We start from the raw sequence: 25291 nt of genomic DNA, 5'->3' as shown, positions 1-25291 counted from the left end.
TGCTCCACACCCTCCTCGTCCATGATCGGCGGACGCGTGTCGCACGGGCGCGCTAGGCTGGTGCGTCCCGAATTCGAGCGAGGAGCGCCGTGTCCCAGGAACCAGGTCCCGCCGACGCCCGCAGTCCGGAGGACGTCGACACGGGTCATGCCGTGCCCGATCCCGACCCTGCCAACACCCCCGAGCAGGAGATCGCGATCGAGCAGGCGTTCGTCGACCGCGTCTACGACCGCGTCGACGTGCTGCGCGCCGACGCCGTGGGCGACCGCGACGCCGGCTACCGCCATCTCGCCGCCACCGTGCCCGGCGCCCAGTTCGAGCGCGACGTCTTCGTCTACCGCGCCGCCCGCCGCATCGCCGACCTCGACTCCCAGCACGAGGGCCTGGTCTTCGGCCGCCTCGACTTCGACGACGGCCGCATCCGCCACATCGGACGCCTCGGCGTGCGCGACGAGGAGTACCGCACCCTCCTGATCGACTGGCGCGCCCCCGCCGCCGCCGCGTTCTACCGCGCCACCGCCGTCGACCGCCAGGAGGTGTCCCGGCGCCGCGTGATCCGCTCGTTCGGCCGCAGCGTCGAGGAGATCAGCGACGACCTCCTCAACGAGGACGCCGCCGAGAAGCTCCCCGTGATCGGCGACGGCGCCCTCATGGCCGCATTGGGCCGCAAGCGGACCGGGCGGATGCGCGACATCGTCGCCACGATCCAGGCCGAGCAGGACGCCGCCATCCGCGCGCCCGGCCGCGGCGCCACCATCATCACCGGCGGGCCCGGCACCGGCAAGACCGTCGTGGCCCTGCACCGCGCCGCGTACCTGCTCTACCAGGACCGCAGCCGCTACGAAGCCGCCGGCATCCTCGTCGTCGGACCTTCGGCCGTGTTCATGAAGTACATCGGCCGCGTCCTCCCCAGCCTCGGCGAGGAGACCGCCGCCCTGTACTCCCTCGGCGAGCTGTACGCCGGGGTCGAGGCCACCCGCCAGGACCGGCCCGAGGTCGCGGCCGTCAAGGGCGGCACCATCATGCTGCCGATCCTGCGGCGCCTGATCCGCCAGACCCCGCCGGAGGCCCCGAGCGAACTGCGGATCGTCTACCGCGGCGACGTGTTCAAGCTCGACGCGGCCGACCTCGCCGCCGCCCGCGCCCGCGTCTTCGAGAAGGAGCCGCGCCCGAACCTCGCCAAGACCGAGGCCGGCCGCGCCCTCCTCGTCGCGTTGTGGCGCAAGGTGAAACCGGTCCTGCCCGACGCCGAGCCGGCGAAGTTCTCGCGCGACGTCGGCTCCCGGGGCGAGTTCCTCACGTTCCTCGACCACTGGTGGCCCGACCTCGATCCCGCCGAGGTCCTCGGCTGGGGCGGCGACGCGCGCCGCCTCGCCGCCGCGGCCGAAGGGCACCTCAAGCGCGAAGCGATCGACGCGGTCGCCGAGTCGCTCCGCGAGACGGACTTCTCGATCCCGGACGTGGCGCTCCTCGACGAGCTGCGCATGCTCCTGGGCGTGAAGCCGCAGCCGCGCGGACGCGACCGGATCCGCTCGTGGGACGGCATCCAGGAGGTCTCGACCGCCCAGGACCGCTTCTACGACCGGCCCGAGCGCCAGGCCCGCGACGCGTTCTACGAGGACTACGCGCACGTCATCGTCGACGAGGCCCAGGACCTCTCGCCGATGCAGTGGCGGATGCTGTCGCGCCGCGGCCGCGCCGCCGGGTGGACCATCGTCGGCGACGAGGCCCAGTCGAGCTGGCCGCGCCCCAAGGAGAGCGCCGACGCCCGCCGCCGCGCGGTCCCGCACGGCCGGGTCCACGAGTTCCACCTGACGAAGAACTACCGGAACTCCAAGGAGGTCTTCGAGTACGCGGCCGCGTGGGCCCAGCCGCGCCTGCGCGCCATCGACCTGCCCGAGGCCGTCCGCGAGACCGGCGTCCCGGTCGAGGCGAAGACCGTCGACCCCGACGCGCTCCTCCCCGAGCTCGCGGGCGCCGTCGCCGAGGCCCTCGAGGCCGTCGAAGGCACCGTCGGCGTCATCGCGCCCTACGACCGGCACGGCGAACTCGCCTCCGTCGTCCACGACGACCGCGTGACCCTGGTGGGGCCCTTGGAGTCCAAGGGCCTGGAGTGGGACGCGGTGATCGCCGTCGACCTCGACGCCGTCGCCGAGGCCCACGGCCCCGGCGTCGCCTACGTGGTCCTCACCCGCGCCACCCAGCGGCTCAAGCGCATCGACCTGGGCTGACTCAGTCCGCGGGCCGGTTCTCGGCGGGCCCGGCCGACTTCCGGCCGGCCCGCCGCACACCCCAGACGAGCAGGGCCGCCGCGAGCACGCCGGGGCCCATGTGGACCAGCAGCACGCCGAAGAGGCTCGGGCCGCCCCAGTCGTCCTCGTAGCTCGACGGGTCGGAGAAGTCGATGACGAAGGGCTCCATCAGGGCCCGGACGATGAAGAACCCGCCGACGACGAAGGCCAGCAGCCACAGCACGCGCATCATGTGTCGACCTTAATGCGCCGCGGGCGATCGCAGGTGCCTCCGGACGCCGACCGTCAGGAGCAGCTGCGCGGCCGCGTACGTCGACATCACCGCCAGGCCCGCGCCCGGCAGGTCGAACCCGGCCACACCGAGGCCGAGGACCAGGTCCGAGACCACGAACAGCGCCCCGCCGACGCCCGCCAGATGCCCCGCCTCGCGCGCGCGGCCGAGGCCGAACGCGAGCGCCGCCATCGACACGAGCAGCAGGCTGTAGACCGCGACGGGCGCCGCGAGCGCCCCGAGCCGGGTCCACAGCGCGACGATGAGCCCGGCCCAGAACGCCAGGTAGCACGCGGGCACCGCGTACCGGTTCCGGAACGCTTGGAGCGCACCGAGTTTCACGAACGCCGCGATGTACAGGACCTGCATGACCGCGAACAGTCCCATGCCGGTCAGGAACGCGGCCGTGCCGTCGGCGAGGAGCGCGAGGTCGGCGGCGCAGGCGACGAGGAGGCCGAGGCCGAACAGGCGGGCGGGCGCCTGGCCGGGCGCGACGGAGACGATCAGGTGGCTGAGGAGCAGCAGTGTCAGCGCGGGCTTGGTGGCCCAGCGGACGGCGTCGAGGCCGAACGCGACGGCGGTGAGCTCGACGGCGAGCGCGACTGCGAACGCCCACAGCCAGGCCCGGGAGGGCACGCGGGCGATCTGCGAGCGGAGAAGCAAGAGGGGTGGGCTCATGGTCGAGCGACGCTATCAGACCCGGCCGGCCCTCCGGTGAGGCCGGGGTCACCCCACCCGATCGGGTGAGAGATTCGCCGGATGCGGCCGGGATTGTCGGCCCCGCCCGGGAGGATCGCCGCTACGGTCCCCGGGTGGGTGGGGGTGAGGGACGGGCTCTGACCTCTACCACCGGAAGGGCGCGAGTGAACCGGTGGCGGTGCGGAAGCCGGCGGCGGGTCATCGACGGCGGCCGGCCTGGCGAACATGCGACGGTCAGGCCGCGCCGCTCGCTGCCGCGGGTGTCAGGTTCCACAACGTGATGGCGTGGCCGCCGTGCTCGTAGCCGAGCGCGCCGATCGAGGCGGTGTCGATGGTGAAGTCGCGGCCGTCGCGCGCCGGCCTGCCGAGCCAGCGGGCGGCCGCGACCCGGAGGCTGTGGCCGTGCGCGATGAACGCGACGTCGCCGCCCGGGAGCAGCGGCTCGGCTTCGGCGAGGGCCCGGTCGAGGCGGGCCGCGACCGCGTCGGCGCTCTCGCCGCCGGGGCCCTTCCCGCCGTGCGTCCACAGGGTCCATTCCGGGTCGTCGCCGCGGATCTCCTCGCTGGTGCGGCCCTCGTAGTCGCCGTACGCCCACTCGGCCAAGTCGGGTTTGACGGCGGTGACCGGCAGCCCGGCGAGGTCGGCGGTGACCAGGGCCCGCTTGCGCGGGCTCGACCAGACGGCCGCGAACCGCCGCCCCGACAGGAGCGGCGCGAGCGCCTTCGCCTGCGCCGCACCGTTCTCGGTGAGCTCGAGGTCCGTGACCGAGGTGTGCCGGCCGGATGCCGACCAGGTCGTCTCGCCGTGGCGGATGAGCACGATCTCTCCCATGCCCGCCACCCTAGTCGGGGACGATGAACCGCACGAGCGTTAGACCGCTTCGGCGAGGAAGACGCCCATGTACTCGCGCTCGTCGGTCCAGCACGCGGCCGGCTCGAAACCGGTGTCGCGAAGCTGCTGCTCCAGTTCGGCGCGGCGGAACTTGACGGAGATGCCGGTGTGGATCTCCTCGCCGACCGCGAAGCTCACGTCCAGGCCCAGGCCCGCGACGTCCACGGCCATCGGCTTCAGGGCGCGCAGCCGCATGTCGACCGTGGACGCAGGGGCGTCCCAGACGGCCACGTGCTCGAAGTGGTCGGGTTCGAAGTCGGCGTCGAGGCGGTGGTTGAGCACGTGGAGGACGTTCCGGTTGAACTCGGCGGTCACCCCCGCCGCGTCGTTGTACGCCGCGACGATGATCTCCGGGTCCTTGACGAGGTCGGCGCCGAGCAGGAACCGGTCGCCCGGCCGCAGGGCCTCCCGCAGGCCCTGCAGGAACTGGACGCGCTCCATGCCCGCGAAGTTCCCGAAGGTCCCGCCGAGGAACGCCACGAGCCGCGTGTCGTGGTGGTCGGGGATCTGCGCGAGGTGCCTCGTGAAGTCGCCGACGATCCCGCCGAGGTAGATGTCCGGGTAGACCGCGGCGAGCTCGAAGATCACCTCCCGGACTTGGCCGGCGGCGACGTCGAAGGGCCAGAACGCGTCGAGCCGCCTGGCGGCGGCGAGCGCGTCGAGGACCGGCCGGATCTTCTCGGCCCGGCCGGCGCCCAGCTCGACCACCGACACCGGCCCGTCGCCGAGGGCCGCGGCGATCTCGCCGGCGCGGTCGCGCAGGACCGCGCGCTCGCTGCGGGTCTGGTAGTACTCCGGCTGCCGCGTGAGCTCGCTGAACAGGCCCGAGCCGCGGCCGTCGTAGTGCAGCCGCATCGGGAGGTACTTGGGGCGCGAGGTCAGGCCGCGCCGCGCGTCGAGGCGGAGCGCCGCGTCGAGGTCGTCCTCGTCGATGCAGATCCGCAGTTCCGGTTGAGACACAAGCCGAGTTTATGCCGTATCCGTCCCGGTTCCGGGCGGTCGAACGGCGCGGTCAGGGCGCGCCGGGGACCGTGCACGCCTGCGCGGCGATCTGGCTCGCGTACCGCAGGGCCGCCGCGACGACGGTCGGGTTGCCCCAGGACGGGAGCCGGTCGAGGCGCATCCAGCCCGCGGAGGTGAGCCAGCCGAGGAGCCCGGAGGTGAAGGCGTCGCCGGCGCCGATCGCGTCGACGACGTCGACGCGCGGGGCGGTCATCTCGGTGGTGTGGTTGCGGTGGAAGGCGACCGACCCGGCGTCCCCGAGGGTCACGACGACCAGTTCGGGCCCGAGCCCGAGCCATTCGCGGGCGACCCGGTCGACCGGCGTGTCCGGGTAGAGCTGCGCGAGGTCGCGTTCGGAGACGCGGACGAGGGTCGACAGGCCCGCGAGCCGCTCGGTGCGTTCGCGGACCTTCGCGGCGTCGCCCATGGCGCCGAGGCGGATGTTCGGGTCGAAGGTGACCGGGACGGCACCGCGGGCGCGGTTCACCCAGTGCTCGATGATCCGCGCGGACGGCTCCAGGTAGGCGGCGAGGGACCCGAAGTGGACGAGGTCGACCGTGCCGGGATCGGGTCTGGGCAGGGAGCGGCCCTCCCACGCGAAGTCGGCCGTGCCGGTGGTCCAGTAGTCGTAGCGGGCGGTGCCGTCGCCGTTGACGACGGCGAGGCCGAGCGTCGATGGCAGGTCGGTGCGCTGAAGCCAGTCGCGGCGGACGCCGGCGGAGATGTGGCGGCGCCAGACGCGGCGGCCGAAGTGGTCGCCGCCGACGGAGCCGACGAGGGCGGTGGGGATGCCGCGCCTGGCGAGGGCGACGGCGGTGTTCGCGGGCCCGCCGCCGCAGGTGGGGCGGAGCTGGCCGCCGGGCGCGGGCACGAGGTCGATGACGTTCTCGCCTGCCACGAGGATCAACGGGGGGCTCCTTCCGTTCGGGCGCGAGTGCCGCTGCGGAGAGGGTATTGCAGGGCCTGGCGTGTGCGGAAGTCGCATTCGCGCCTCGATGCCCGGGCGCGTCCCGATTCGGCCCGGGATGGTGTGAGGACGGGCCTCGGGATGCGGTCGGGGCGGCCCGGTCGACCTGACGGACGCGCTCGGCATCGGGCGCGAGGGGCCGGCGACGAGCGCGGGTGCCGGCTCCGGCCTCGGTGACGCGGCCGGGGGACTCGTGGGCCACGCCGGGCCGGGGCGGCTCCCGGGGCCCGGCGGCGGTCGTTCAGGATGAAGGCATGTCCAGCGAAGAGGTCAAGTCCGAGGGCGGCGGTCCGCAGTCCGGCAGCGCGCAGGTGGACGACGCGCAGGCCGGCGGCGCCCCTACCGACGGCGCGCAGTCGGCGGCCGAGGCGAACGCCGAGGCGGCGAAGGCGTCGCGCCCGAAGCACCGGCGGATGCGCGACATGGCGCTGTCGATGGCGGTGCTGCTGGTGCCGCTGGGCCTGTTCTACTGGGCGTGGAGCTGGCTCGCCGAGGACCGGCAGGTGAGCGTGGTCGACACGAGCGAGAACTCCGCGTCGGCCGCGAGCATGGGGCTCCCGGCGATCGAGCCGGAGCTCTCCGAGGACTGGAAGCCGATCTCGACCCACTTCGCCGCCGACGGCGAGACCGCGACCCTGCGCACCGGCTGGTACTCGCCGGACGGGAACGGCCTCCAGATGTCCGAGACCAGCGGTGACGCCTCTGACGTCGACGAGGACCTCACCGGTGCCGGTACTCCGGTCGAGGCCGGCGGGATCCAGTGGTCCGCCTACGAGCTCGACACCGGCGAGGCCTGGGTGGCCGAGATCGCCGGCGCCACGATCGTCCTCTCGGCCGAACCCGACGGCATCGCCGACCTCGACGACCTCGCCGAAGGCGTGGCCGCAGCGGCGTCGTAGGCGGACCGGCGGCGCTTGAGACCGGAAGTCGACTGACGCCGGAGGCTGCGGTGGCGGCCGCGGCCGGAGCCGCTGTGGGTGCGGGGAACGCGCGCCGCCCGCAGGGCGGGTGGGTGGGCTACGTGTATTGCCATCCCAAACCCCCACCCACCCGGGGAAAGGTAGGCCCCATCCTTCCGGGCGGGTCCGACAAGAAAACCCGCCGCACCCGACCATGTCACCCGAACGAGTGGGGGAGTGTCGCTGCGGGACCGCATGAGGTCAGATGAGGTCCGGTCGGCGCGAGGCGCGAGGCGCGAGGCGCGAGGCGCGAGGCGCGAGGCGCGAGGCGCGAGGCGCGAGACGCCAGACGCGACGCCGACTCACGCTCCGCCCGGCTCGCTAATCCTCTGCCGCTTCGGGTTCGATGCGGGCCTGGAGGCGTTCCCGGGCGCCTTCGAGGTGGCGCTGGCACAGGTCGGCGAGCGCTTCGCCGCGCTCCCAGAGCTGCAGCGACTCCTCCAGCGTGGCGCCGCCGGCCTCCAGCCGCTCGACCGTGGCCACGAGCTCGGCCCGGGCCTCCTCGTACGTCAACCGCTCCGTCTGCTCGGTGCTCACTGCCCGTCCTCCCTTGTCTCAGCGGCCGTCTCGGCGGCCGCTTCCACGACCGCCGCCCGCAGCGTCCCCGCCGCGAGCCGCACTTCGATGGCCTCACCGGCGTCCGCCGCGTCCCGCAGGACCGCCCCCGAGCCGGCGTCGGTGACGATCGCATAACCGCGGTCCAGTGTGGACTGCGGCGAGAGGGCGCGGAGCCGCGCCCGCAAGTGCCCGAGGTCGTCGGCGGACCGCTCCAGGCGCGAGTCGACGCGGCCGCGCATGCGGTGCACGAGGTTCGCGACCGCCTCGGCCCGCGCCTCCAGCATCGTCTCTGGCCGGGCCAGCACCGGCCGCGCCCGCATCGCCGCGAGCGCGTCGGACTCCCTGGTGAGCATCGCGTTCAGCGCCTGGCGCAGCCGGGTGCGGCTGATGTTGAGGCCGCGCTGCTCCTCGGCGAGGTCGGGGACGACCTTCTTGCCGGCCTCGGTGGGCGTGGACGCCCGCCAGTCGGCGACGTAGTCGAGGATCGGCGTGTCCGGCTCGTGCCCGATCGCCGAGACCACGGGCGTGACGGCCTCGGCGACGGCCCGGCACAGCGTCTCGTCCGAGAACGGCAGCAGGTCCTCCATGGAACCGCCGCCGCGTGCGATGACGATGACCTCGACGTCAGGGTCGCGGTCGAGTTCGGCGAGCGCCGCGCACACCTCGGTGACCGCGCGCGGCCCCTGGACGGCGACCTCGCGGACCGCGAAGTCCGCGGACGGCAGCCGGGCCTTGGCGTTCTTGAGGACGTCGCGCATCGCGTCGGAGGCGCGCCCGGTGATGAGGCCGATCTTGTAGGGCAGGAACGGGAGCGGCTTCTTCCGCTCGGCGGCGAACAGGCCCTCGGCGGCGAGGAGCCGCTTGAGCCGCTCCAGCCGCGCCAGCAGCTCGCCGAGCCCGACCTGGCGGATCTCGCGCACGTGCAGGGACAGCGTGCCGTTCTTGTCCCACCACTGGGCCTGGGCCCGGATGACCACTTGCGCGCCGTCGCGCAGCGGCGGGTCGCAGGACGCGACCGCGCCGTTGAAGTCGACGACGCGCATCGAGACCTCGGCCGACGGGTCGCGCAGCGTCATGTAGACGGTGCGGCCGCGGTGGCTGATCTCGGTGATCTGGCCCTCGGTCCACACCTCGCCGAGGCGCGCGAGCCAGTCGCCGATCTTCTTGGACACCACCCGCAGCGGCCACGGGTTCTCGGCGCTCATCGGCGCGCCCGGCCCGGTGGCCGGGGCCGGGGCGCCGGGGGCGGCGCTGGTCTGCTCTGCGGCGGTCACGTGGCAAGCGTAACTGTGGGGTGTGACCAAACCGGGCGTGCGGATACCATCGAGGCGTGGCAGACCCGAAGCGAGTGTTGTTGGCAAAGCCGCGCGGGTACTGCGCGGGCGTGGACCGGGCCGTGGAGACCGTCGAGAAGGCGCTGGAGCTCTACGGGGCTCCCGTGTACGTGCGCAAGGAGATCGTCCACAACCGCCACGTCGTCGACACGCTCGCCGGCAAGGGCGCGGTCTTCGTCGAGGAGAACGAGGAGGTCCCGCCGGGCTCGGTGGTGGTCTTCTCCGCGCACGGCGTGGCGCCGGAGGTCCACGACCAGGCCGCCGAGCGGAACCTCAAGGCGATCGACGCGACCTGCCCCCTGGTGACCAAGGTCCACAAGGAGGCGCGCCGGTACGCCGAGGAGGACTACGACATCCTGCTCATCGGCCACGAGGGCCACGAGGAGGTCATCGGCACCTCCGGCGAGGCCCCCGAGCACATCCAGCTCGTCGACGGCCCCGACTCTGTGGACGGGGTGCGGATCCGCGACCCCGAGAAGGTCGTGTGGCTGTCGCAGACCACGCTGTCGGTGGACGAGACGATGGAGACGGTCGACCGGCTCAAGAAGCGCCTCCCGCTGCTCCAGAGCCCGCCGAGCGACGACATCTGCTACGCGACCCAGAACCGCCAGCAGGTCGTCAAGGACATCGCCGCCGAGTGCGACGTGATGCTCGTGGTCGGCTCCAAGAACTCCTCGAACTCGGTCCGCCTCGTCGAGGTCGCGATCCAGCACGGCGCGACCACCGGGCACCTCATCGACTTCGCCCACGAGATCGACGACGCCTGGCTCGAAGGCGCGTCGACCGTCGGCCTCTCCTCCGGCGCGTCGGTGCCCGACAACCTGGTGCAGGACGTCCTCGCGCACCTCGCCGAGCGCGGCTTCACGAGCGTCGAGGAGTTCGAGCCGGTGACCGAGAAGATCACCTTCCAGCTCCCGCGCGAACTCGTCACGGACCTGAGGGCCGCCGGCCGGGCCTAGGCGGACGTCCCGGGACGTCGTCGGCGACCACTCCCGCCTACGCCGAGACCTGCGCCGACGAGACAGCAGACCGGGCGCAGCCAAGCCCTGACGGGCCGGCTCCGCTGCTGCGATCGCCACCGAGCCCACTCCCCGCCGGAGGCCGACCACCGGTCACGCGACCCGACCGGGCCTGCCCGGACATCGCACCTGGCGCCGGCGCAGCCCCCGGCGCTCCGCCCGCTCGACGCATCCTCCCGTATGCAACCTCGCCGCCGCCCCGTTCCGTAGAAACGGCGAGCGACGAAAGGCGAGCCATTGACCCCCGAATCCGAGAACGACTTCTGCGCGTACGTGGAGCGGCACCGCGGTGCCCTGCTCCGCACCGCCTACCTCACCTGCGGCGACTGGCACCGCGCCGAGGACGCCGTCCAGACCTCACTGATCAAGCTCTACGGCGCCTGGAACCGGACCCGCAGCGAGACCGTCGACGCCTACACGCGCCGCATCCTCGCGCACGCCCTGATCGACCAGACCCGCCGAGGCTGGTTCCGGCGCGAGCGCTCCTACGCCGACCCGCCCGAACTGCCGGAGGACCCCGAACCGCGGGGCGACCGGGCCGAAGCCGCCGCCATCCTCGCCCGGCTGCCGATGCGCCAGCGCGTCACGCTCGTGCTGCGGTTCTGGGAGGACCGCTCGGTCGAAGAGACCGCGAGCATCCTCCGGTGCAGCACCGGCACCGTCAAGAGCAACACCGCGCGCGGGCTCAAGACCCTGCGCGACCACTACGAGGCGCCGAGCCCCTCCGTCCAAGGGAGCAAGTGATGAACGAAGCAGAAGTGCGGAACCTGTTCGACACGGCCGCCTCCGGCCCGGTGGACGTCGACCGCGTGGACCCCATGGCGATCCTCAGGGCGGGCAGGCGCAGCGTGACCCGCCGCAGGCGGATCGGCGCCGCCGTCGCCGGCGGTGTGGCCGCCGTGCTCGCCGTCGGTGCGGCCGTGGGCTTTCCGATGGCCTTCGGCGGCGACTCGGACCGGCCCCTCGCGGGCGCCGTCGTCCCGGGCGGGCTCCCGACCGCCCCGGTCGACGACGCCCTCCTCGGCCAGGCGCTCCGCGCCGACCGCGCGGACTGCCCGCTCCCGGAGGTCCAGACGGGGGAGCAGCAGCGTGCGGCGGCCGTCTACAGCGCCGCGTTCTTCGCGGCCCTCACGGACTTCGGCGCCGAACCGGCCGGGGTCTGCCTCACCACGCGCCCCGACTACGACGGCTTCTACTACAGCGCCGACCAGGGCCTGTACCGGACGGAGGAGGCCGTGACCTTCGGCGGCGACGACTGGGCGCAGGTGACGGGGGCCGTCTGGGACCCCGCGGGAGTGGACTACCAGGAACAGATGGAGTCTGAGGAGTGCTCCTACGGGAACGTCGACTGCTCCTGGGAGGACCGCCCCGAGGGGCGGGTCCTGCGCATCGAGGGCTCGCGCGACGACTTCCTCGACCCTGACACCGAGGCGGAGGGGTCGGCGGAGTTCCCGGTGGTAGCGGCGTTCCTGTTCCGCGAGGACGGCATGATCGTGTCGATGGAGATCGTCCCGCACTTCGCGTCGGACCGCCCGATCCCGGACATCGACCAGCTGATCGGCCTCCTCGCGGCGTTCCCCGTCGACGAGGAGGCGTCCGCCGGGACCGCTCCGGGTACGCTCGCCGAGGCGCCGGCCTCGGCGACCGGGGCCGAGCTCCCGAGTGCCCTCGCCGAAGCGCTGGCCTCCGCCGCCGGAGCCGAGCTCCCCGGAGCCACTGTGGACACCGGTAGCGCCGAACTCGTCCGCCTCGCGGCCGACACCCCGCTCTACGGCTCGGAGGGGACCCACGTCCTGTTCGCGCTGGCCGAACTGCCCTCCGGGGAGACCGTGCGCCTGTCCCTGCAGATCGAGCGGATGCCGGCCGACGCCACGGAGGAGGCCGTCGCGGCCCGGGCCGGATGCGACGGCGGCGCCTGCGAGACCGAGAGCGACGGCACGGGCGTCTCGGTCCACCGCACCGTCGAAGGCGACCGACCTGGTCTCACCGCCTTCGGGTACCGGCCCGGCGGCCTGCTGATCGGCCTGGGCGCCGAGTCCCTCACGGGCGAGGCCCCGCAGGTGGACTTCGCGACGCTCGACGCGGTGCTCGACCGGGTCGCCTGAACCGGCGCCGGACGTACGAATCGAAGGCCCGGGCTCCGGCCCGGGCCTTCCGCCCGCTACGGGCGGTCCGTGTCGGCGACCGCCGCTTCGGCGTCCCACGTCGGACGCCGCGCCGGGGTCACCACCGGGGCCGGCGACTCGGGCGGGTCGCCCGCGACCTCGAGCTCGCTGAAGCGCCGCGCCGTCACCAAGAGGCGCGACTCGACGCTCGCGACCGCCGCGTTGTACGAGCCGACCGCCGCCTCCAGCGACGAGCCGAGCCGCGCGAAATGCCCCGCGACCGAGCCGAGCCGCTCGTGCAGCTCCCGGCCCAGCCGGTGGACCTCCTTCGCGTGCCGCGCCAGCGCCTCCTGGCGCCACGTGTGCGCCACCGTCCGCAGCAGCGCCATCAGGGTCGCGGGCGAGGCGATCACCACGCCCCGCGCGAACGAGTCCTCGAGCAGCGCCGGGTCGCCGCGCAGGGCCGCGTCGAGGAACGCGTCCGCGGGCACGAACAGCACCACCATCTCGGGCGTGTCGTCGAACGCCCGCCAGTACTCCTTGCCGGCGAGCGCCTCGGCGTGCCGGCGCAGGTGCTTCGCGTGCGTGCGCAGCAGCTCGTCGCGGCCGGTCTCGTCCTCGATCTCGAGCGCCTGGAGGTACGCCTGGAGCGGGGCCTTCGCGTCGACCACGAGGGTCCGGCCGCCCGACAGCCGCACGATCAGGTCGGGGCGGACGGCGCGCCCGTCGACCGACCCGGTGTGCTGCTCGGTGAAGTCGCAGTGCTCCACCATCCCGGCCGCCTCGACGATGCGCCGCAGCTGCACCTCGCCCCACTGGCCGCGGACCTGCGGGGAGCGCAGCGCCCCCAGGAGCCGCCCGGTCTGCTCGCGGAGCCCCTCGGAGATGTCGGCGACGCCGGAGAGCTGGACGCGGAGCTGGGCGTACGCGTCGAGGCGGGCGCGTTCGACGTCGCCGAGGCGGGTCTCGTACCGGGCGAGCGTGTCCGCGATCGGGGCGAGGACCTGCCCGACCGCTTCGCGGGAGTGGTCGGTCGCCTCGTAGGCGACCGCGCGGAGGGTCGATTCGAGCCGGTGCTCGTTCTCGGCCGCGGCCTCGAGGCGGGCCGTCGCGGCCGCCAGCTCCGCCGACTGGCGCGAGCGGCCCGCGAACCAGCCGCCGACGCCGCCCGCCGCGAGGCACACCACCGCCAATAGGACCCACGTCATAGGGGCCAGTGTAGGCGTGCGACTCCGAGTAGAGTTTGAACATGTTCGTGTGGTTGACGCTCCTGGTGATCGCCGTGCTGGTCATCGCCTTCGTGGTCCGGTCCAACAAGCAGCGCGCCGAGGCCGAGCTGGCCGACGCGCAGGCGGAGGCGCGCCGCCTGCACGAGCGCCTCGGCGGGCAGACGATGAACCTCACCGCCCCGGGGGACAACCTCCCCGCCGGGCAGGCGCTGGCCGACGCCGGCGAGCGCTACACCGCGGCCGGCTCCCAGCTCGAGCAGGCGCGTTCGATCAACCAGTACCGGCTCGCGGCCGAGACCGCGATCGAGGGGCTGCACTACGTGCGGGCCGCCCGCACCGCGATGGACATGGACCCGGGCCCGGAGATCCCCGTGATGCGCGGCCAGCGCCGCACCGGGGCGCTCACCGAGCCGGTCAGCGCCGAGATCGAGGGCCGGCGGTACACCGGTTCGCCGGACCCGAGCGACGAGAACCGCCACTACTACCCGGGCGGCAATGTGGACGGTCGCCCGGTCCCGTCCGGCTGGTACAACACGCCGTGGTGGCAGCCGGCGCTCGCGGGCGCCGCGGGCGCGTTCGTGGGGCTGATGGTCATCGACGCGATGATCGCCCCGGCGTACGCGATGGGCGCGGTCGAGGGCGGGTACGCCGAGGGCTACCAGGACGGCGCGGCCGACGCCGGTGACGCCGGGGCGGACTCCGGCGACTCCGGGGGCGATTACGGCGGTGGCGACTTCGGCGGCGGGGACTTCGGCGGGGGCGACTTCGGCGGCGGTTTCGAGTAGTCCGGGCGGCCCGCGCCGCACTGTGTTTCAGGCCCTCGCCGGCGACGGCGGGGGCCTTTCGCCCGCCCGGGGTGCAGAAGGGGTAATGCGGCCGTTACTTGATGCGAGTCCCAAGGGTCCCAACGAGTATGCACAACCTTCCTTGTGATCTTTCTCACATGTTTTGATCGACGTTCCGTTTCCGGGCTGTTGACGAAGCGTTACCCCGTGCCCGGAAGCATCCCGGTTCGCGCCCCCATGCGCGGGAATCCGCCGAGATCAGGGGCTCTGACGGACCCTCCCGGTACGGGCCTTTCGTTCACTTTGGATCATCTGGCCGTTACCGGAGTTCTGTGAACGCGTGCCCGAACCATACAAAGTGGGGCCTTGTGCGTTCGTTTGTGGACTGGCACCGTGTCTTCGTCGGCGTCCGCGCATCCACGCGGCGCGCCGGCGCGACGACCCGCTCCGCGATCGGAACCCCGCACCCGGAGCCCAACAGAACAGGAGCCGTCGTGACGAATCCGCAACGACGATGGCGTCGGACTCTCGCGGCCGCGGCCGCAGGACTGCTCGTATCGGCCATGCCCGGTACCGCCGCCCTCGCCGAGTCCGACACCGACGCACTCATCGAGGACAAGGTCGCAGCCGACCTCCTCGCGCTGATCGAGACCGAAGGCGAGGCCGAACTCTGGGTGCGCTTCGAAGGAGCCCCCGACTTCAGCCCCGCCCTCGCCGCAGACACCAAGACCGAGAAAGGCGCCGAAGCCGTTGCAGCGGCTCAGGAATTCGCCGACACCTCGCAGAAGGACGTGATCGACCTCCTGGAGCAGTCCGGTGTCGACTACGAATCCTACTGGGGCTCCAACACCGTCCGCGCCGTCGGCGGCAAGGACCTCCTCGCCGACCTCGTCGGCATCGACACTGTGGACGCCATCGTCCCGGCCCCCGAGTACGAGCTCATCGAACCCGTCCCCGAGTCCGGCTTCGGCACCACCGCCGCCGAATGGGGCGTCGACGCGATCAACGCCCCCGACGTCTGGGACCTCGGCTACGACGGGACCGGCGTCGTCGTCGCCTCGATCGACACCGGCGTCGACTACGACCACCCCGCCCTCGTGAACCAGTACCGCGGGAACAACGGCGACGGCACCTTCACCCACGACTACAACTTCTACGACGTCGCGAACAGCTGCGCCGGGGACGCCCCCTGCGACGCGAACGGCCACGGCACCCACACCATGGGCACCATGGTCGGCGACGACGGCGGCCAGAACCAGATCGGCGTCGCCCCCGGCGCCGAGTGGATCGCCGTGAACGGCTGCTGCCCCAGCGCCGACGCGCTCCTGGACGCCGGGCAGTGGATCGCCGCGCCCACCAAGGCCGACGGCTCCGACCCCGACCCGTCCAAGGCGCCCGACGTCGTCAACAACTCCTGGGGCACCACCCAGTCCGTCGACGACCCGTTCTACGAGGACATCGTGGCGCTGTGGCACGCCGCCGGGATCATCCCGGTCGTGTCCCTGGGCAACAACGGCGAGGACGGCTGCGAATCGGCCGGCTCGCCCGGCCTGTACCCGAACGTCATCGGCGTCGGCGCCTTCGACGCCGCCGGCGAGATCGGGTACTTCTCGGCCCGCGGCCCCGGCCGCGACGGCCAGGTCAAGCCCGACATCGCCGCCCCCGGCGTCTCGGTCCGCTCAGCGGTCCCCGGAACCGGGTACGGCCTCAAGAGCGGCACCTCCATGGCCGCCCCGCACGTCGCGGGCGCCGTGGCGCTGATGCTCTCGGCCGCTCCGGCGCTCGACGGCGACTACGACGGCGTGTACGAAGCGCTCGTCGGATCGGCCGTTCCCACCGCCGACGGCGAATGCGGCGGCACCGAGGACCTCAACAACGTCTGGGGCCACGGCAAGCTCGACGCCCTCGCGGCGGTCCTCGCCTCCCCGATCGGCGACACCGGCTCGATCACGGGCACCGTCGTCGACCAGGACGGCGCACCCGTCGCGGACGCCGACCTCGTCTTCACCGGCGAGTTCACCCGCACCGCCACCACCGGCGCCGACGGCGCGTTCACGATCCCGGTCGTCCCGACCGGTGAGTACGGCGTCACCGTCAACAAGTTCGGCTACGGTGAGACCACCGGCGCCGTCACCGTCGAAGCCGACCAGGCCGCCGTCTACGACGCCGTCCTCACCGCGGTCGAATCGGGCACCGTCACCGGCACCGTCGTCGACGGCGGCGGCCACGGCTGGCCGCTCGCGGCGACCGTGAGCACCACCGGCGGTGAAGTCACCACCACCACCGACCCGGTCACCGGCGCGTTCTCGCTGACCCTCCCGGTCGGCGAATGGGAGCTGCTCGTCGACGCCGACTACCCCGGCTACCAGGACGTCACCGTCGACGCGGTCGCCGCCGCCGACCTCACCATCGAAGTCCCGATCGCCGAGAACTGCACCGCACCCGGATACGGGTACGAGCCGCTCGGCAACCGCTTCGAGGGCGGGACCCTCCCGGCAGGCTGGACCGTCGTCGACCGCGGCGCCACCCCGTGGGAGTTCGACGACCCGGGCGCCCGCGGCAACCGCACCCCCGGCTCCGGCGGGTTCGCCGTCGCCGACTCCGACGAGCAGGGCTCGGGCAACAAGCTGCTCGACTCCGACCTCATCTCGCCGGAATTCGACCTGTCCGCCGCCGACGAACCGGTCCTGAGCTTCGCGACCGACTACTACAAGGGCTCCTACAACACCGTCGCCGAAGTCCTCTTCAGCCCCGACGGCGGCGCCACCTGGGAGACCGTGTGGGCCCCGACGGCCAACGCGCGCAACCAGACCGTCACCGTCGACCTGTCCGAATGGGCCCACGCGACCGAGGCGCAGGTCAAGTTCCACTACAACGACAACCGGACCTGGGCCTGGTGGTGGGAGGTCGACGACGTCTTCGTCGGCACCGACCGCGAATGCTCCCCGATCGAAGGCGGCCTCGTGCGCGGCACCGTCACCGACCTCGAGACCGGCGAGCCCTTCGAAGGCGCCACCGTCACCCACACCGCCTCCGGGCACCAGGCCGCGACCGCCGCCGACGGCTCCTACTGGATGTTCGCGCCCGGCTCGGGAGCGTCCGAGTTCACGGCCGTCGTCGCCGAATACGGCGCCGCCACCGAGGAGGTCGCGATCGTCCCCGACGGGATCGCCGCGGCCGACTTCGCGATCGGCGTCGCCGAGATCAGCGTCGCCACCACGACCCTGAGCACCTACGTCCAGCAGGGCGCCTCGTGGTCGACCCGGCTCACGCTCACCAACACGGGCACCGCCGACGGCGAGGTCACCTTCACCACCGGCGGCGGCGGGTTCGCGATCCTCGGCTACGGCTACCCCGGCGACACGTCCTGGCTCACCACCAGCGTCGACTCCGTGACCGTCCCGGCCGGGCAGTCCGTGAGCGTCACCGTGAAGACCAGCGCCACCGCCGCCGGCGGCGTCGACCAGCCGGGCACCTACACGGCCACCCTCACCGCCGACTACGTCGGCCCCGGCGAGGCGCCCGTCGTGAACGTGTCCATGCTCGTCGTCCCCACGGTCGAGCAGGGCAAGCTGACCGGATCCGTCCTCGCCGAGACCTGCGACGGCGCCACCGCCGCGATCGGCGACGCCCAGGTCCAGGTCCGCAGCGCCGACGGCGAGTCCTTCCACTTCTGGACGGACGCCGACGGGAACTACTCGTACTGGTTCCCCGAAGGCGACTTCACGATCATCGCCTCCAAGGACGGCTACGCCGCCGACTTCGGGAGCATCGCGCTCCCGGCCGGCGACACCGCCGACCTGAGCTTCACCCTGGAGGAGCTCAACTGCTGATGCGCGAGTGACGACCGCCCCCTGCCGCCCGAAGCGGCAGGGGGCTTTCGCTTGTGCCTAAATCAGAACTAATGCAACCGTGACGGGCCTTCGGTGCGTACGTCGTTTGGGGATCCCAAAGTGGATCTACCCAGACAACCTGTCAATACCCGATGCAATCCTGCGATACCCAACGGCCCCGGCGCCGCCGGGGCCACCCCCCAAAGGAGAGTTCGTGACAGTTGCACAGCGGCGCACGCGCCGCATCCTCGCCGCCGCCTTCGCCGGCGCGCTCGTCCCGGGGGCCGTCGCCTCCGGTGCGGCCGCCCAGGAGGCCGAGACCACCGAAGCCCTGATAGCCGAGAAAGTCGCCCCCGAACTCGTCGCCGAGATCGCCGACGCGGGCGACGCGGAGCTGTGGCTCCTCTTCACCGGCTCCCCCGACTACGACGCGGCGCTCGCCGCCGACACCAAGGAGCAGCAGGGCGTCGCCGCGGTCGCGGCCGCCAAGGCGTACGCCGAATCCTCGCAGCAGGAGGCCGTCGCCGCCCTCGAAGCGGCCGGCGCCGACTTCGAGACCTTCTGGGGCGCCTCCACGATCAAGGTCCAGGCCGACGAGGAACTCCTCGCCGACCTCGTCGCGCTCGACAGCGTCGAGCAGGTCGTGGCCGCACCCGAGTACGACATGATCGAGCCGATCGCCCCCGGCGGCAAGGAGGAGGCGAGCGGCGGGTTCCAGACCTGGGACGCCGTCCAGTCCGCCGCCGCCGAATGGGGCGTCGCCGACGTCGGCGCCCCCGAGGTCTGGGAGGACGGCTTCACCGGCGAGGGCATCGTCGTCGCCAACATCGACACCGGCGTGCAGTTCGACCACCCCGCGCTCGAGGACTCCTACCGCGGCAGCAACGGCGACGGGACCTACACGCACGACTACAACTTCTACGACATCCAGGACGTCTGCGAAGGCGACGCCCCCTGCGACGACGACGGCCACGGCACCCACACCATGGGCACCATGGTCGGCAACGACGGCATCGGCGTCGCACCCGACGCCGAGTGGATCGCCGTGAACGGCTGCTGCCCGAGCATCGAGACGCTCATCCTCGCCGGCCAGTGGATCGCCGCGCCCACCGACGCGGAGGGCCGCAACCCCGACCCGCTGAAGGCGCCGCACGTCGTCAACAACTCGTGGGGCACCACGATCCCCGGGTACGACCCGATCTACGCCGAGGTCGTCGACCTGTGGCACGCCTCCGGCATCATCCCGGTGTTCGCGGCCGGCAACAACGGCTCCGCGTGCCTGACCATGAGCACCCCCGGCGTGTACGAGAACGTGATCGCCGTCGGCGCGTACGACGAGGACCACGCGATCGCCGACTTCTCCTCGCGCGGCCACGGCCTCAACGGGACCCTCAAACCGGACGTGTCCGCACCCGGCGTCGAGGTCCTCTCCTCCCTCCCGGGCGACGAGTACGGCACCGGCGACGGCACCTCCATGGCCGCGCCGCACGTCGCCGGCTCCATCGCGCTCCTGATGTCCGCATCGCCCACACTGGAGGGCGATTACGAGGCCGTCTACGAGACGATCACCGGCACGGCCGTCGACACCGCCGACGACCAGTGCACCGGCGACGCCGAGGCCAACAACGTCTACGGCCACGGCCGCATCGACGTCGAGGACGCCGTCGACGAGGCGCCCGCCGGGAAGTTCGGGTCCCTGTCGGGGACCGTCACCGACCAGCACGGCGACCCGGTCGCCGGCGCCCGGCTCGTCTTCGAGGGCGGCGTCGTCCGCGAAGCGACCACGGACGCCGACGGCGCGTACGCGTTCGAGCGGATCCCCGCCGGGCGCTACCACGTCACCGTCTCGAAGTTCCTCTACGGCGAGACCACCGGCTCCGTGCGGGTCGGCCGCAACGGCGCCGCGGTCTTCGACGCCGAGATCGAGCGCCTGGAGACCCGCACGGTCGCCGGGCAGGTCGTCGACGGCGGCGGCCAGGGCTGGCCGCTCGACGCCACGGTCGAGACCGCCGGCGGCGAGGCCGTCGCCGAGACCGACCCGTTCACCGGCGAGTACAGCCTGGTCATCCCCGCCGAAGGCGACTGGCCGCTGACCGTCGAGACCGACTACCCCGGCTACCGGGCCCTCACCGTGGACCCGGACGACGCCGCACTGATCGAGGTGCCGCTCGCCGAGGGCTGCCTGGCGCCCGGCTTCGGATCCGAGGTGCTCGACGAGCGCTTCGAGTCCCTCGCCGCGCCGCCCGGCTGGGAGGTCGTCAACAACGGCGAGGACGACTTCCCGTGGGTGTTCGACGACCCGTGGGACTACGGCAACATGACCCCCGGCTCGGGCGGGTACGCGGAGGCCAACTCCGACGCCTCCGACATCGAGCTGCTCACCGACACCGACATGATCACCGCGCCGTTCGACCTGAGCGCCGCCGCGGAACCGACCCTGTCCTTCGCGAACTTCTTCGTGGACGGCGGGATCGGCTCCGAAGCCGAGGTGCTCGTGTCCGCCGACGGCGGGGCCACCTGGGAGCAGGTCTGGTACACCAACGAGGACCTCGAGGCCACGGTCGAGACCGTCGACCTGTCCGAGTGGGCCGACCAGACCGCCGTCCAGCTCAAGTTCCACTTCACCGACAACGCCACGTGGGCGTTCTGGTGGATGGTCGACAACGTCCGCGTCGGCGGCTGCGACGCCCTCGACGGCGGGCTGGTGCGCGGCACCGTCACCGACGCAGAGACGGGCGACCCGGTCGCGGGCGCGCGCGTGTACGACGCGGCCTCGGGCGCCGCGGCCGTCACCGCCGCCGACGGCGAGTACGTCCTGTTCACCGACGCCGGTGAACGCACCCTGGAGGTCAGCGCCGAAGGGTACGCCGCCGCCGCCGCGACCGCCGAGGTCGCCGACGGCGCCGTCACCGGCGCCGACGCCGAACTGACCGCCGAAGCCTGACCCGGCGGACGCCAAGGGGCTCCCCGCCACCGCGGGGAGCCCCGTTTCCATTGGCGCCGTTCAGGAGTCGAGGAACGGGTAGTCCGTGTACGCCTCGGCGCCGCCGCCGTACAGCGACCGGTCCTCCCGGACCGGGTTGAGCGCCGCGCCGGTCCGGTACCGCTCGACCAGGTCCGGGTTCGCCAGGAACGCGCGCCCGAACGCGATCAGGTCCGCGCCCGCCTCCAGCAGCGCCACGCCCTTCGCGAGCCCGCCGTCGGCGGGGATCGGAAGCTCCTCGCCCAGGTCCGGGTTCGCGATCAGCGGCCCGGCCCAGCGCCTCCGGATCACCGCGAACAGCGGCTCCTCGGGCCGCGCGTACGCCACGTGCAGGTACGCCAGGCCCAGGTGCGACACCGCGTCCAGCAGCGCCGGGAACAGCTCGTCCTTGTCGGCCACGTCGATCCCGTTCGTGGTGTTCCACGGCGAGATCCGAAGCCCGGTCCGCTCCGCGCCGACCTCCGCGACCACGGCCTCGACCACCTCGACGACGAACCGGATCCGATTCTCGACCGAGCCGCCGTACCGGTCGGTGCGCCGGTTCACGCTCGTGGCCAGGAACTGGTTGAGCAGGTACCCGTTGGCGGAGTGGACCTCCACGCCGTCCGCGCCGGCCCGGAGCGCGTTCCGGGCCGCGGTCGCGAACTCGACCACCGTGTTCTTGAGCTCGGCCTCGGTCATCTCGACCGGGACCGGCGCCTCCTGGTGCCCGGTCGGGGTGTGGATCCCGCCCGGGAGCCGCACCGGCGAGGGCGCCATCGGCAGGTGCCCGCCGGGGTTGTTGTCGGGGTGGCCGATCCGGCCGCCGTGCTCGATCTGCAGGAACAGGCGCCCGCCGCCGGCCTTCACGGCCGCGGCCACGGCCCGCCAGCCCTCGACCTGCTCGTCGTCGTAGAGGCCCGCGATCTCGGGGTACGTGAACCCGACCGGGCTCGGCGTGGACGCCTCGCCCACGATGAGGCCGGCGGTGGCGCGCTGGCCGTAGTACTCGGCCATGAGCGGCAGCGGGACGCCCGCGAACGTGGCGCGGTTGCGCGTCATCGGGGCCATGACCATGCGGTTGGGGAGCTCCAGGGCGCCGAGCCTCACCGGCTCGAAGAGGCGCCGGGCCGTCGTTTCGTTCGTCATACGGGTACGGTAGAACCTGACACCGATGTGAGGTTCAAGGGATTGTGAGGCACGCCATGCGAATCGGGGAGCTCGCCAAGCGGACCGGGGTCAGCGTCAGGTCCCTGCGCTACTACGAGGAGCGCGGCCTCCTCGCCTCCGAGCGTACGCCCGGGGGCCACCGCGAGTACGCCGAGAAGGCCGTCGACCGGGTCATCCGCATCCAGGTGCTGTTCGCCGCCGGGCTCGACTCGACCACTGTGGCCTCGGTCCTGCCGTGCATCCACGACGAGGACGGCGGCCCCAACGAGCACACCACGGAGAGCCTCGCCCGCGAGCTCATGGCCGAACGCGACCGGATCGACCGCACCATCGCCGACCTCCAGCGCACCAGGTCCATCCTGGACGAGGTGATCGCCACCGCGGCGCTCCCCGAACCGGCGCGGTAGGACGGGGCGGGACGCGACCCGCCCCGCGGGCGCCTACCACTCGGCGAAGGTGCCGTCCCGGAGCCGCCACACCTGGTTGCGCCACCGGTGCGGGTCCTCGGCGGCCTTGCGGACCGCCGCCTCGTCGACCTCGATGCCCAGGCCCGGGGCCGTCGGCCGCTCCACGTACCCGTCCGTGAACGCGAACACCGACGGGTCCACGAGGTAGTCGAGCAGGTCGTTGCCCTGGTTGTAGTGGATGCCGAGGCTCTGCTCCTGGATGAGGAAGTTCGGGGTCGCGAAGTCCACCTGGAGGCTCGACGCGAGGGCGATCGGCCCCAGCGGGCAGTGCGGCGCCATCGCGACGTCGTACGCCTCGGCCATCGCCGCGATCCGGCGGACCTCGGAGATCCCGCCCGCGTGCGAGAGGTCCGGCTGCGCGACCGCGATCCCCGCGGGGAGCACGTCCCGGAAGTCCCAGCGCGAGTACAGGCGCTCGCCGGTGGCGATCGGGATCGACGTGCCGGCGGTGACGGCCGCCAGGTCCCGTGAGAACTCCGGCAGCACGACCTCCTCGACGAACAGCGGCAGCAGCGGCTCGAGCAGGGGCAGCACGCGGCGGGCCATCGCGGTCGAGAAGCGGCCGTGGAAGTCGATCGCGATGTCGAAGCCGTCGCCGACGGCCGCCCGGAGCTCGGTGAACTGGTCGACGATCGCGCGCACGGCCGCGGGGGACTCGATGGGCCCGAGCTGCGCGGCGGCGTTGCACTTGGCGGCGTCGAACCCGTTCTCCTTGGCGCGCAGGGCGTCCTCGGCGAGCGCTTCGACGGTGTCGCCGCCGATCCACGTGTAGACCCGGACCTTGTCGCGGACGGCACCGCCGAGCAGGTCGTGCACCGGGACGCCGAGGGCCTTGCCCTTGATGTCCCACAGGGCCTGGTCGATCCCGGCGACGGCGCTGGAGAGCACCGGGCCGCCGCGGTAGAACCCGCCCTTGGTCATGACCTGCCAGTGGTCCTCGATCCGGGAGGCGTCGGCGCCGACGAGCCGCTCGGCGAGGGTGGCGACGACCGCGGCCACGGCTTCGGCGCGCCCTTCGACGATCGGCTCGCCCCAGCCGACGATCCCGTCGTCGGTCTCGACGCGCACGAACAGCCACCGGGGCGGTACGAGGAAGGTCTCGATTCTGGCGATGTTCAAGGGAACCTCAATCTCTCGTGGAGGAATCTCCGGCCGGCCCGTCAGCGGGAGCCGGGGCGGCGGACCGAGCGGCCGGGCAGGACCTCGGTCCGCCGCCCCTCGTCGACCGCCAAGGCGCCGTTGACGAACACGTACGGGATCCCCGCGGCCTGCCGGCGCGGCTCGGCGAACGTCGCCATCGCGTCCACAGTGTCCGGATCGAACAGGACGAGGTCGGCCGCGTATCCCTCCTTGACGAGTCCGCGGTCGCCGAGCCCGAGGACCGCGGCCGGGCGCCCGCTCAGGTGCGCCACGCACTCCTCGACGCTGAACAGCCCCAGCTCGCGCGTGTAGTGGCCGAGGTAGCGGGCGAACGAGCCCCACGCCCGGGGGTGGATCTTCTCGCCGGCGAGCACGCCGTCCGACGATCCGGTGTGGACGCCGTGCCGCATGATGGCGCGCACGTTCTCCTCGTTGCCCACGTGCATGAGGCAGCCGGTGCCGAAGTCGTCGCGCACGAGCAGGTCGAGGAAGAACTCGGCGGGCCGCCGCCCTCCGGCGGCCTCGGCGACAGGCTTGCCGACGTACTCGCGCAGTTCGGGATTGGCGACGCTCGCGATCTCGTACTTCGCCCAGTCGGCGGGCACCCCGTTCGCGCCGTCGGTGCCGGTCACGTCGAGCTCGTGCACGATCCGCGCCCGCGCGTCCGCGTCCTCGAGCCGTTCGCGGAGGGCCCCGTAGCCGCCCGCGAGCGACCAGCTCGGCAGGAGCGCCGCGAGCATCGTCATGCCCGGCAGGTAGGGGTAGGTGTCGAGGCTGACCGGCACGCCCTCGTCGAGCGCCTCGTCGACGAGCTTGAGCAGCTCGGCCGCGCGGCCCGCGTTCACGTCGTAGTTCAAGGTGGCGTGCGCGAGGTGCAGGGCGCAGCCGGCCTGGCGGCAGATCTGGATCATCTCCGCGTAGCCCTCCATGGCGCCGGCGCCGTAGCTGCGCTGGTGGGGCCCGAAGTACCCGCCGTACTCGGCGACGACTGCGCACAGTTCGACGAGCTCGGCGGTGCCGGCGTACATCCCCGGCGTGTAGCTGAGCCCGGCCGAGAGCCCGAAGGCGCCTTCTTCCATGCCTTGGGCGACAAGGGCTTTCATCGCATCGAGCTCGGCGGGGGTCGGCGGCCGGTCGTCCCAGCCCATGGCGAGCATCCGGACGGTCCCGTGGGGGACCAGGTAGGCGGCGTTCACGGGGATGCCGCGGCCGTCGATGCCGCGGTCGAGCCGGTCGAGGTACTCGCCGACCGTGCGCCAGTCGTAGTCCACGTCGAGGCGCCCGTTCCAGGCGGCGATGGCCTTCCACATCTGGGGTGCGGTCGCGTCGTCCACGGGCGCGTAGGAGAGGCCGTCCTGCCCGAGCACTTCGAGCGTGACGCCCTGGCCGAGCTTCGCGAGGTGGTCGTGGTCGGTGAGGAGCGCGAGCTCGGAGTGGGCGTGCATGTCGATGAAGCCGGGCGCGAGCACGAGCCCGCCGGCGTCGACCGTCCTCGCGCGCCCCGAGCCATCGGCGAGGCGTTCGCCGATCTCGGCGATGCGCCCGTCGCGGACCGCGACGTCCGCTCGGTAGCGCGGCGCGCCGGTCCCGTCCGCGATCTCGGCGCCCCGGATCACGAAGTCCTCTGCAGCCACCAGGCGCCCCCTCC

20 protein-coding genes are annotated in these 25291 nt (G+C 72.8%); 9 read left to right on the top strand and 11 right to left on the bottom strand.

Annotation, left to right across the window (positions count from 1 at the left end):
• Positions 1-89 precede the first annotated feature (89 nt).
• A complete protein-coding gene (locus GFD30_RS15425) occupies positions 90-2231 on the top strand; it encodes a HelD family protein (RefSeq protein WP_322633281.1) in 2142 nt (713 codons plus the stop codon).
• A 1-nt stretch (position 2232) separates the two neighbouring features.
• Here GFD30_RS15425 and GFD30_RS15420 read toward each other — a convergent pair whose 3' ends face one another.
• The 5 genes from GFD30_RS15420 to GFD30_RS15400 form a co-directional block, all read right to left on the bottom strand.
• Positions 2233-2484: a hypothetical protein gene (locus tag GFD30_RS15420; RefSeq protein ID WP_227996383.1), complete on the bottom strand. Its 252-nt coding sequence runs from the start codon at positions 2482-2484 to the stop codon at positions 2233-2235.
• Between the two features lie 9 nt (positions 2485-2493).
• Positions 2494-3201, bottom strand: coding sequence for a lysoplasmalogenase (locus GFD30_RS15415; RefSeq protein WP_153026085.1), 708 nt, complete (start codon positions 3199-3201; stop codon positions 2494-2496).
• Positions 3202-3456: 255 nt separating this feature from the next.
• The gene (locus GFD30_RS15410; protein WP_153026084.1) at positions 3457-4053 is read right to left on the bottom strand and encodes a histidine phosphatase family protein; all 597 of its coding nucleotides are present in this window, start codon (positions 4051-4053) and stop codon (positions 3457-3459) included.
• 39 nt (positions 4054-4092) lie between these two features.
• On the bottom strand, positions 4093-5073 hold the full coding sequence (egtD, locus tag GFD30_RS15405) for an L-histidine N(alpha)-methyltransferase (RefSeq protein WP_322633280.1): 981 nt from the start codon (positions 5071-5073) through the stop codon (positions 4093-4095).
• A 52-nt stretch (positions 5074-5125) separates the two neighbouring features.
• On the bottom strand, positions 5126-6013 hold the full coding sequence (locus GFD30_RS15400) for a carbohydrate kinase family protein (protein ID WP_322633289.1): 888 nt from the start codon (positions 6011-6013) through the stop codon (positions 5126-5128).
• 323 nt (positions 6014-6336) lie between these two features.
• Between GFD30_RS15400 and GFD30_RS15395 the strand changes: the two genes are divergently transcribed.
• Positions 6337-6981: a DUF4245 family protein gene (locus tag GFD30_RS15395; protein ID WP_153026082.1), complete on the top strand. Its 645-nt coding sequence runs from the start codon at positions 6337-6339 to the stop codon at positions 6979-6981.
• Positions 6982-7362: 381 nt separating this feature from the next.
• Here GFD30_RS15395 and GFD30_RS15390 read toward each other — a convergent pair whose 3' ends face one another.
• Positions 7363-7578 (bottom strand): exodeoxyribonuclease VII small subunit, encoded by a 216-nt coding sequence (locus GFD30_RS15390; protein ID WP_322633279.1) that lies wholly within the window; start codon positions 7576-7578, stop codon positions 7363-7365.
• The gene (xseA, locus tag GFD30_RS15385) at positions 7575-8804 is read right to left on the bottom strand and encodes an exodeoxyribonuclease VII large subunit (protein ID WP_153026125.1); all 1230 of its coding nucleotides are present in this window, start codon (positions 8802-8804) and stop codon (positions 7575-7577) included. Before xseA ends, GFD30_RS15390 begins: the two co-directional genes overlap by 4 nt.
• Positions 8805-8929: 125 nt before the next feature.
• Here xseA and GFD30_RS15380 point away from each other — a divergent pair, with 125 nt between their 5' ends.
• The 3 genes from GFD30_RS15380 to GFD30_RS15370 all read left to right on the top strand — a co-directional run bounded on the left by GFD30_RS15380 (position 8930) and on the right by GFD30_RS15370 (position 12057).
• Positions 8930-9892: a 4-hydroxy-3-methylbut-2-enyl diphosphate reductase gene (locus GFD30_RS15380; RefSeq protein ID WP_322633277.1), complete on the top strand. Its 963-nt coding sequence runs from the start codon at positions 8930-8932 to the stop codon at positions 9890-9892.
• A 297-nt stretch (positions 9893-10189) separates the two neighbouring features.
• Positions 10190-10696: a SigE family RNA polymerase sigma factor gene (locus tag GFD30_RS15375; RefSeq protein WP_153026081.1), complete on the top strand. Its 507-nt coding sequence runs from the start codon at positions 10190-10192 to the stop codon at positions 10694-10696.
• The gene (locus tag GFD30_RS15370) at positions 10696-12057 is read left to right on the top strand and encodes a hypothetical protein (protein ID WP_153026080.1); all 1362 of its coding nucleotides are present in this window, start codon (positions 10696-10698) and stop codon (positions 12055-12057) included. Before GFD30_RS15375 ends, GFD30_RS15370 begins: the two co-directional genes overlap by 1 nt.
• A 56-nt stretch (positions 12058-12113) precedes the next feature.
• On the opposite strand, the gene GFD30_RS15365 is transcribed toward GFD30_RS15370, so the two are convergent.
• Positions 12114-13265, bottom strand: coding sequence for a DNA recombination protein RmuC (locus GFD30_RS15365; RefSeq protein WP_153026079.1), 1152 nt, complete (start codon positions 13263-13265; stop codon positions 12114-12116).
• Positions 13266-13306: 41 nt separating this feature from the next.
• On the opposite strand from GFD30_RS15365, the gene GFD30_RS15360 reads away from it, so the two are divergent.
• The 3 genes from GFD30_RS15360 to GFD30_RS15350 all read left to right on the top strand — a co-directional run bounded on the left by GFD30_RS15360 (position 13307) and on the right by GFD30_RS15350 (position 20848).
• Positions 13307-14071 (top strand): hypothetical protein, encoded by a 765-nt coding sequence (locus GFD30_RS15360; RefSeq protein WP_153026078.1) that lies wholly within the window; start codon positions 13307-13309, stop codon positions 14069-14071.
• A gap of 563 nt (positions 14072-14634) precedes the next feature.
• Positions 14635-17904, top strand: coding sequence for a S8 family serine peptidase (locus GFD30_RS15355; RefSeq protein WP_153026077.1), 3270 nt, complete (start codon positions 14635-14637; stop codon positions 17902-17904).
• A gap of 214 nt (positions 17905-18118) precedes the next feature.
• Positions 18119-20848, top strand: coding sequence for a S8 family serine peptidase (locus tag GFD30_RS15350; RefSeq protein WP_153026076.1), 2730 nt, complete (start codon positions 18119-18121; stop codon positions 20846-20848).
• A gap of 60 nt (positions 20849-20908) precedes the next feature.
• On the opposite strand, the gene GFD30_RS15345 is transcribed toward GFD30_RS15350, so the two are convergent.
• The gene (locus GFD30_RS15345; protein ID WP_153026075.1) at positions 20909-22015 is read right to left on the bottom strand and encodes an alkene reductase; all 1107 of its coding nucleotides are present in this window, start codon (positions 22013-22015) and stop codon (positions 20909-20911) included.
• 56 nt (positions 22016-22071) lie between these two features.
• On the opposite strand from GFD30_RS15345, the gene GFD30_RS15340 reads away from it, so the two are divergent.
• Positions 22072-22443 carry a MerR family transcriptional regulator gene (locus tag GFD30_RS15340; RefSeq protein WP_153026074.1) on the top strand — a complete coding sequence of 124 codons (372 nt, stop codon included), beginning with the start codon at positions 22072-22074 and terminating at the stop codon, positions 22441-22443.
• Positions 22444-22476: 33 nt separating this feature from the next.
• Here GFD30_RS15340 and dgoD read toward each other — a convergent pair whose 3' ends face one another.
• Entirely contained in the window at positions 22477-23622 is a 1146-nt protein-coding gene (gene dgoD, locus GFD30_RS15335; protein WP_153026073.1) for a galactonate dehydratase, read from the bottom strand.
• 41 nt (positions 23623-23663) lie between these two features.
• On the bottom strand, positions 23664-25277 hold the full coding sequence (locus tag GFD30_RS15330) for an N-acyl-D-amino-acid deacylase family protein (protein ID WP_322633276.1): 1614 nt from the start codon (positions 25275-25277) through the stop codon (positions 23664-23666).
• Positions 25278-25291 lie beyond the last annotated feature (14 nt).

The organism is Glycomyces albidus, assembly GCF_009451885.1.
Classification (GTDB): domain Bacteria; phylum Actinomycetota; class Actinomycetes; order Mycobacteriales; family Micromonosporaceae; genus Glycomyces; species Glycomyces albidus.
The sequence above is the reverse complement of the archived record's forward strand: the minus strand, read 5'-3'. Positions and strand labels throughout refer to the sequence as shown.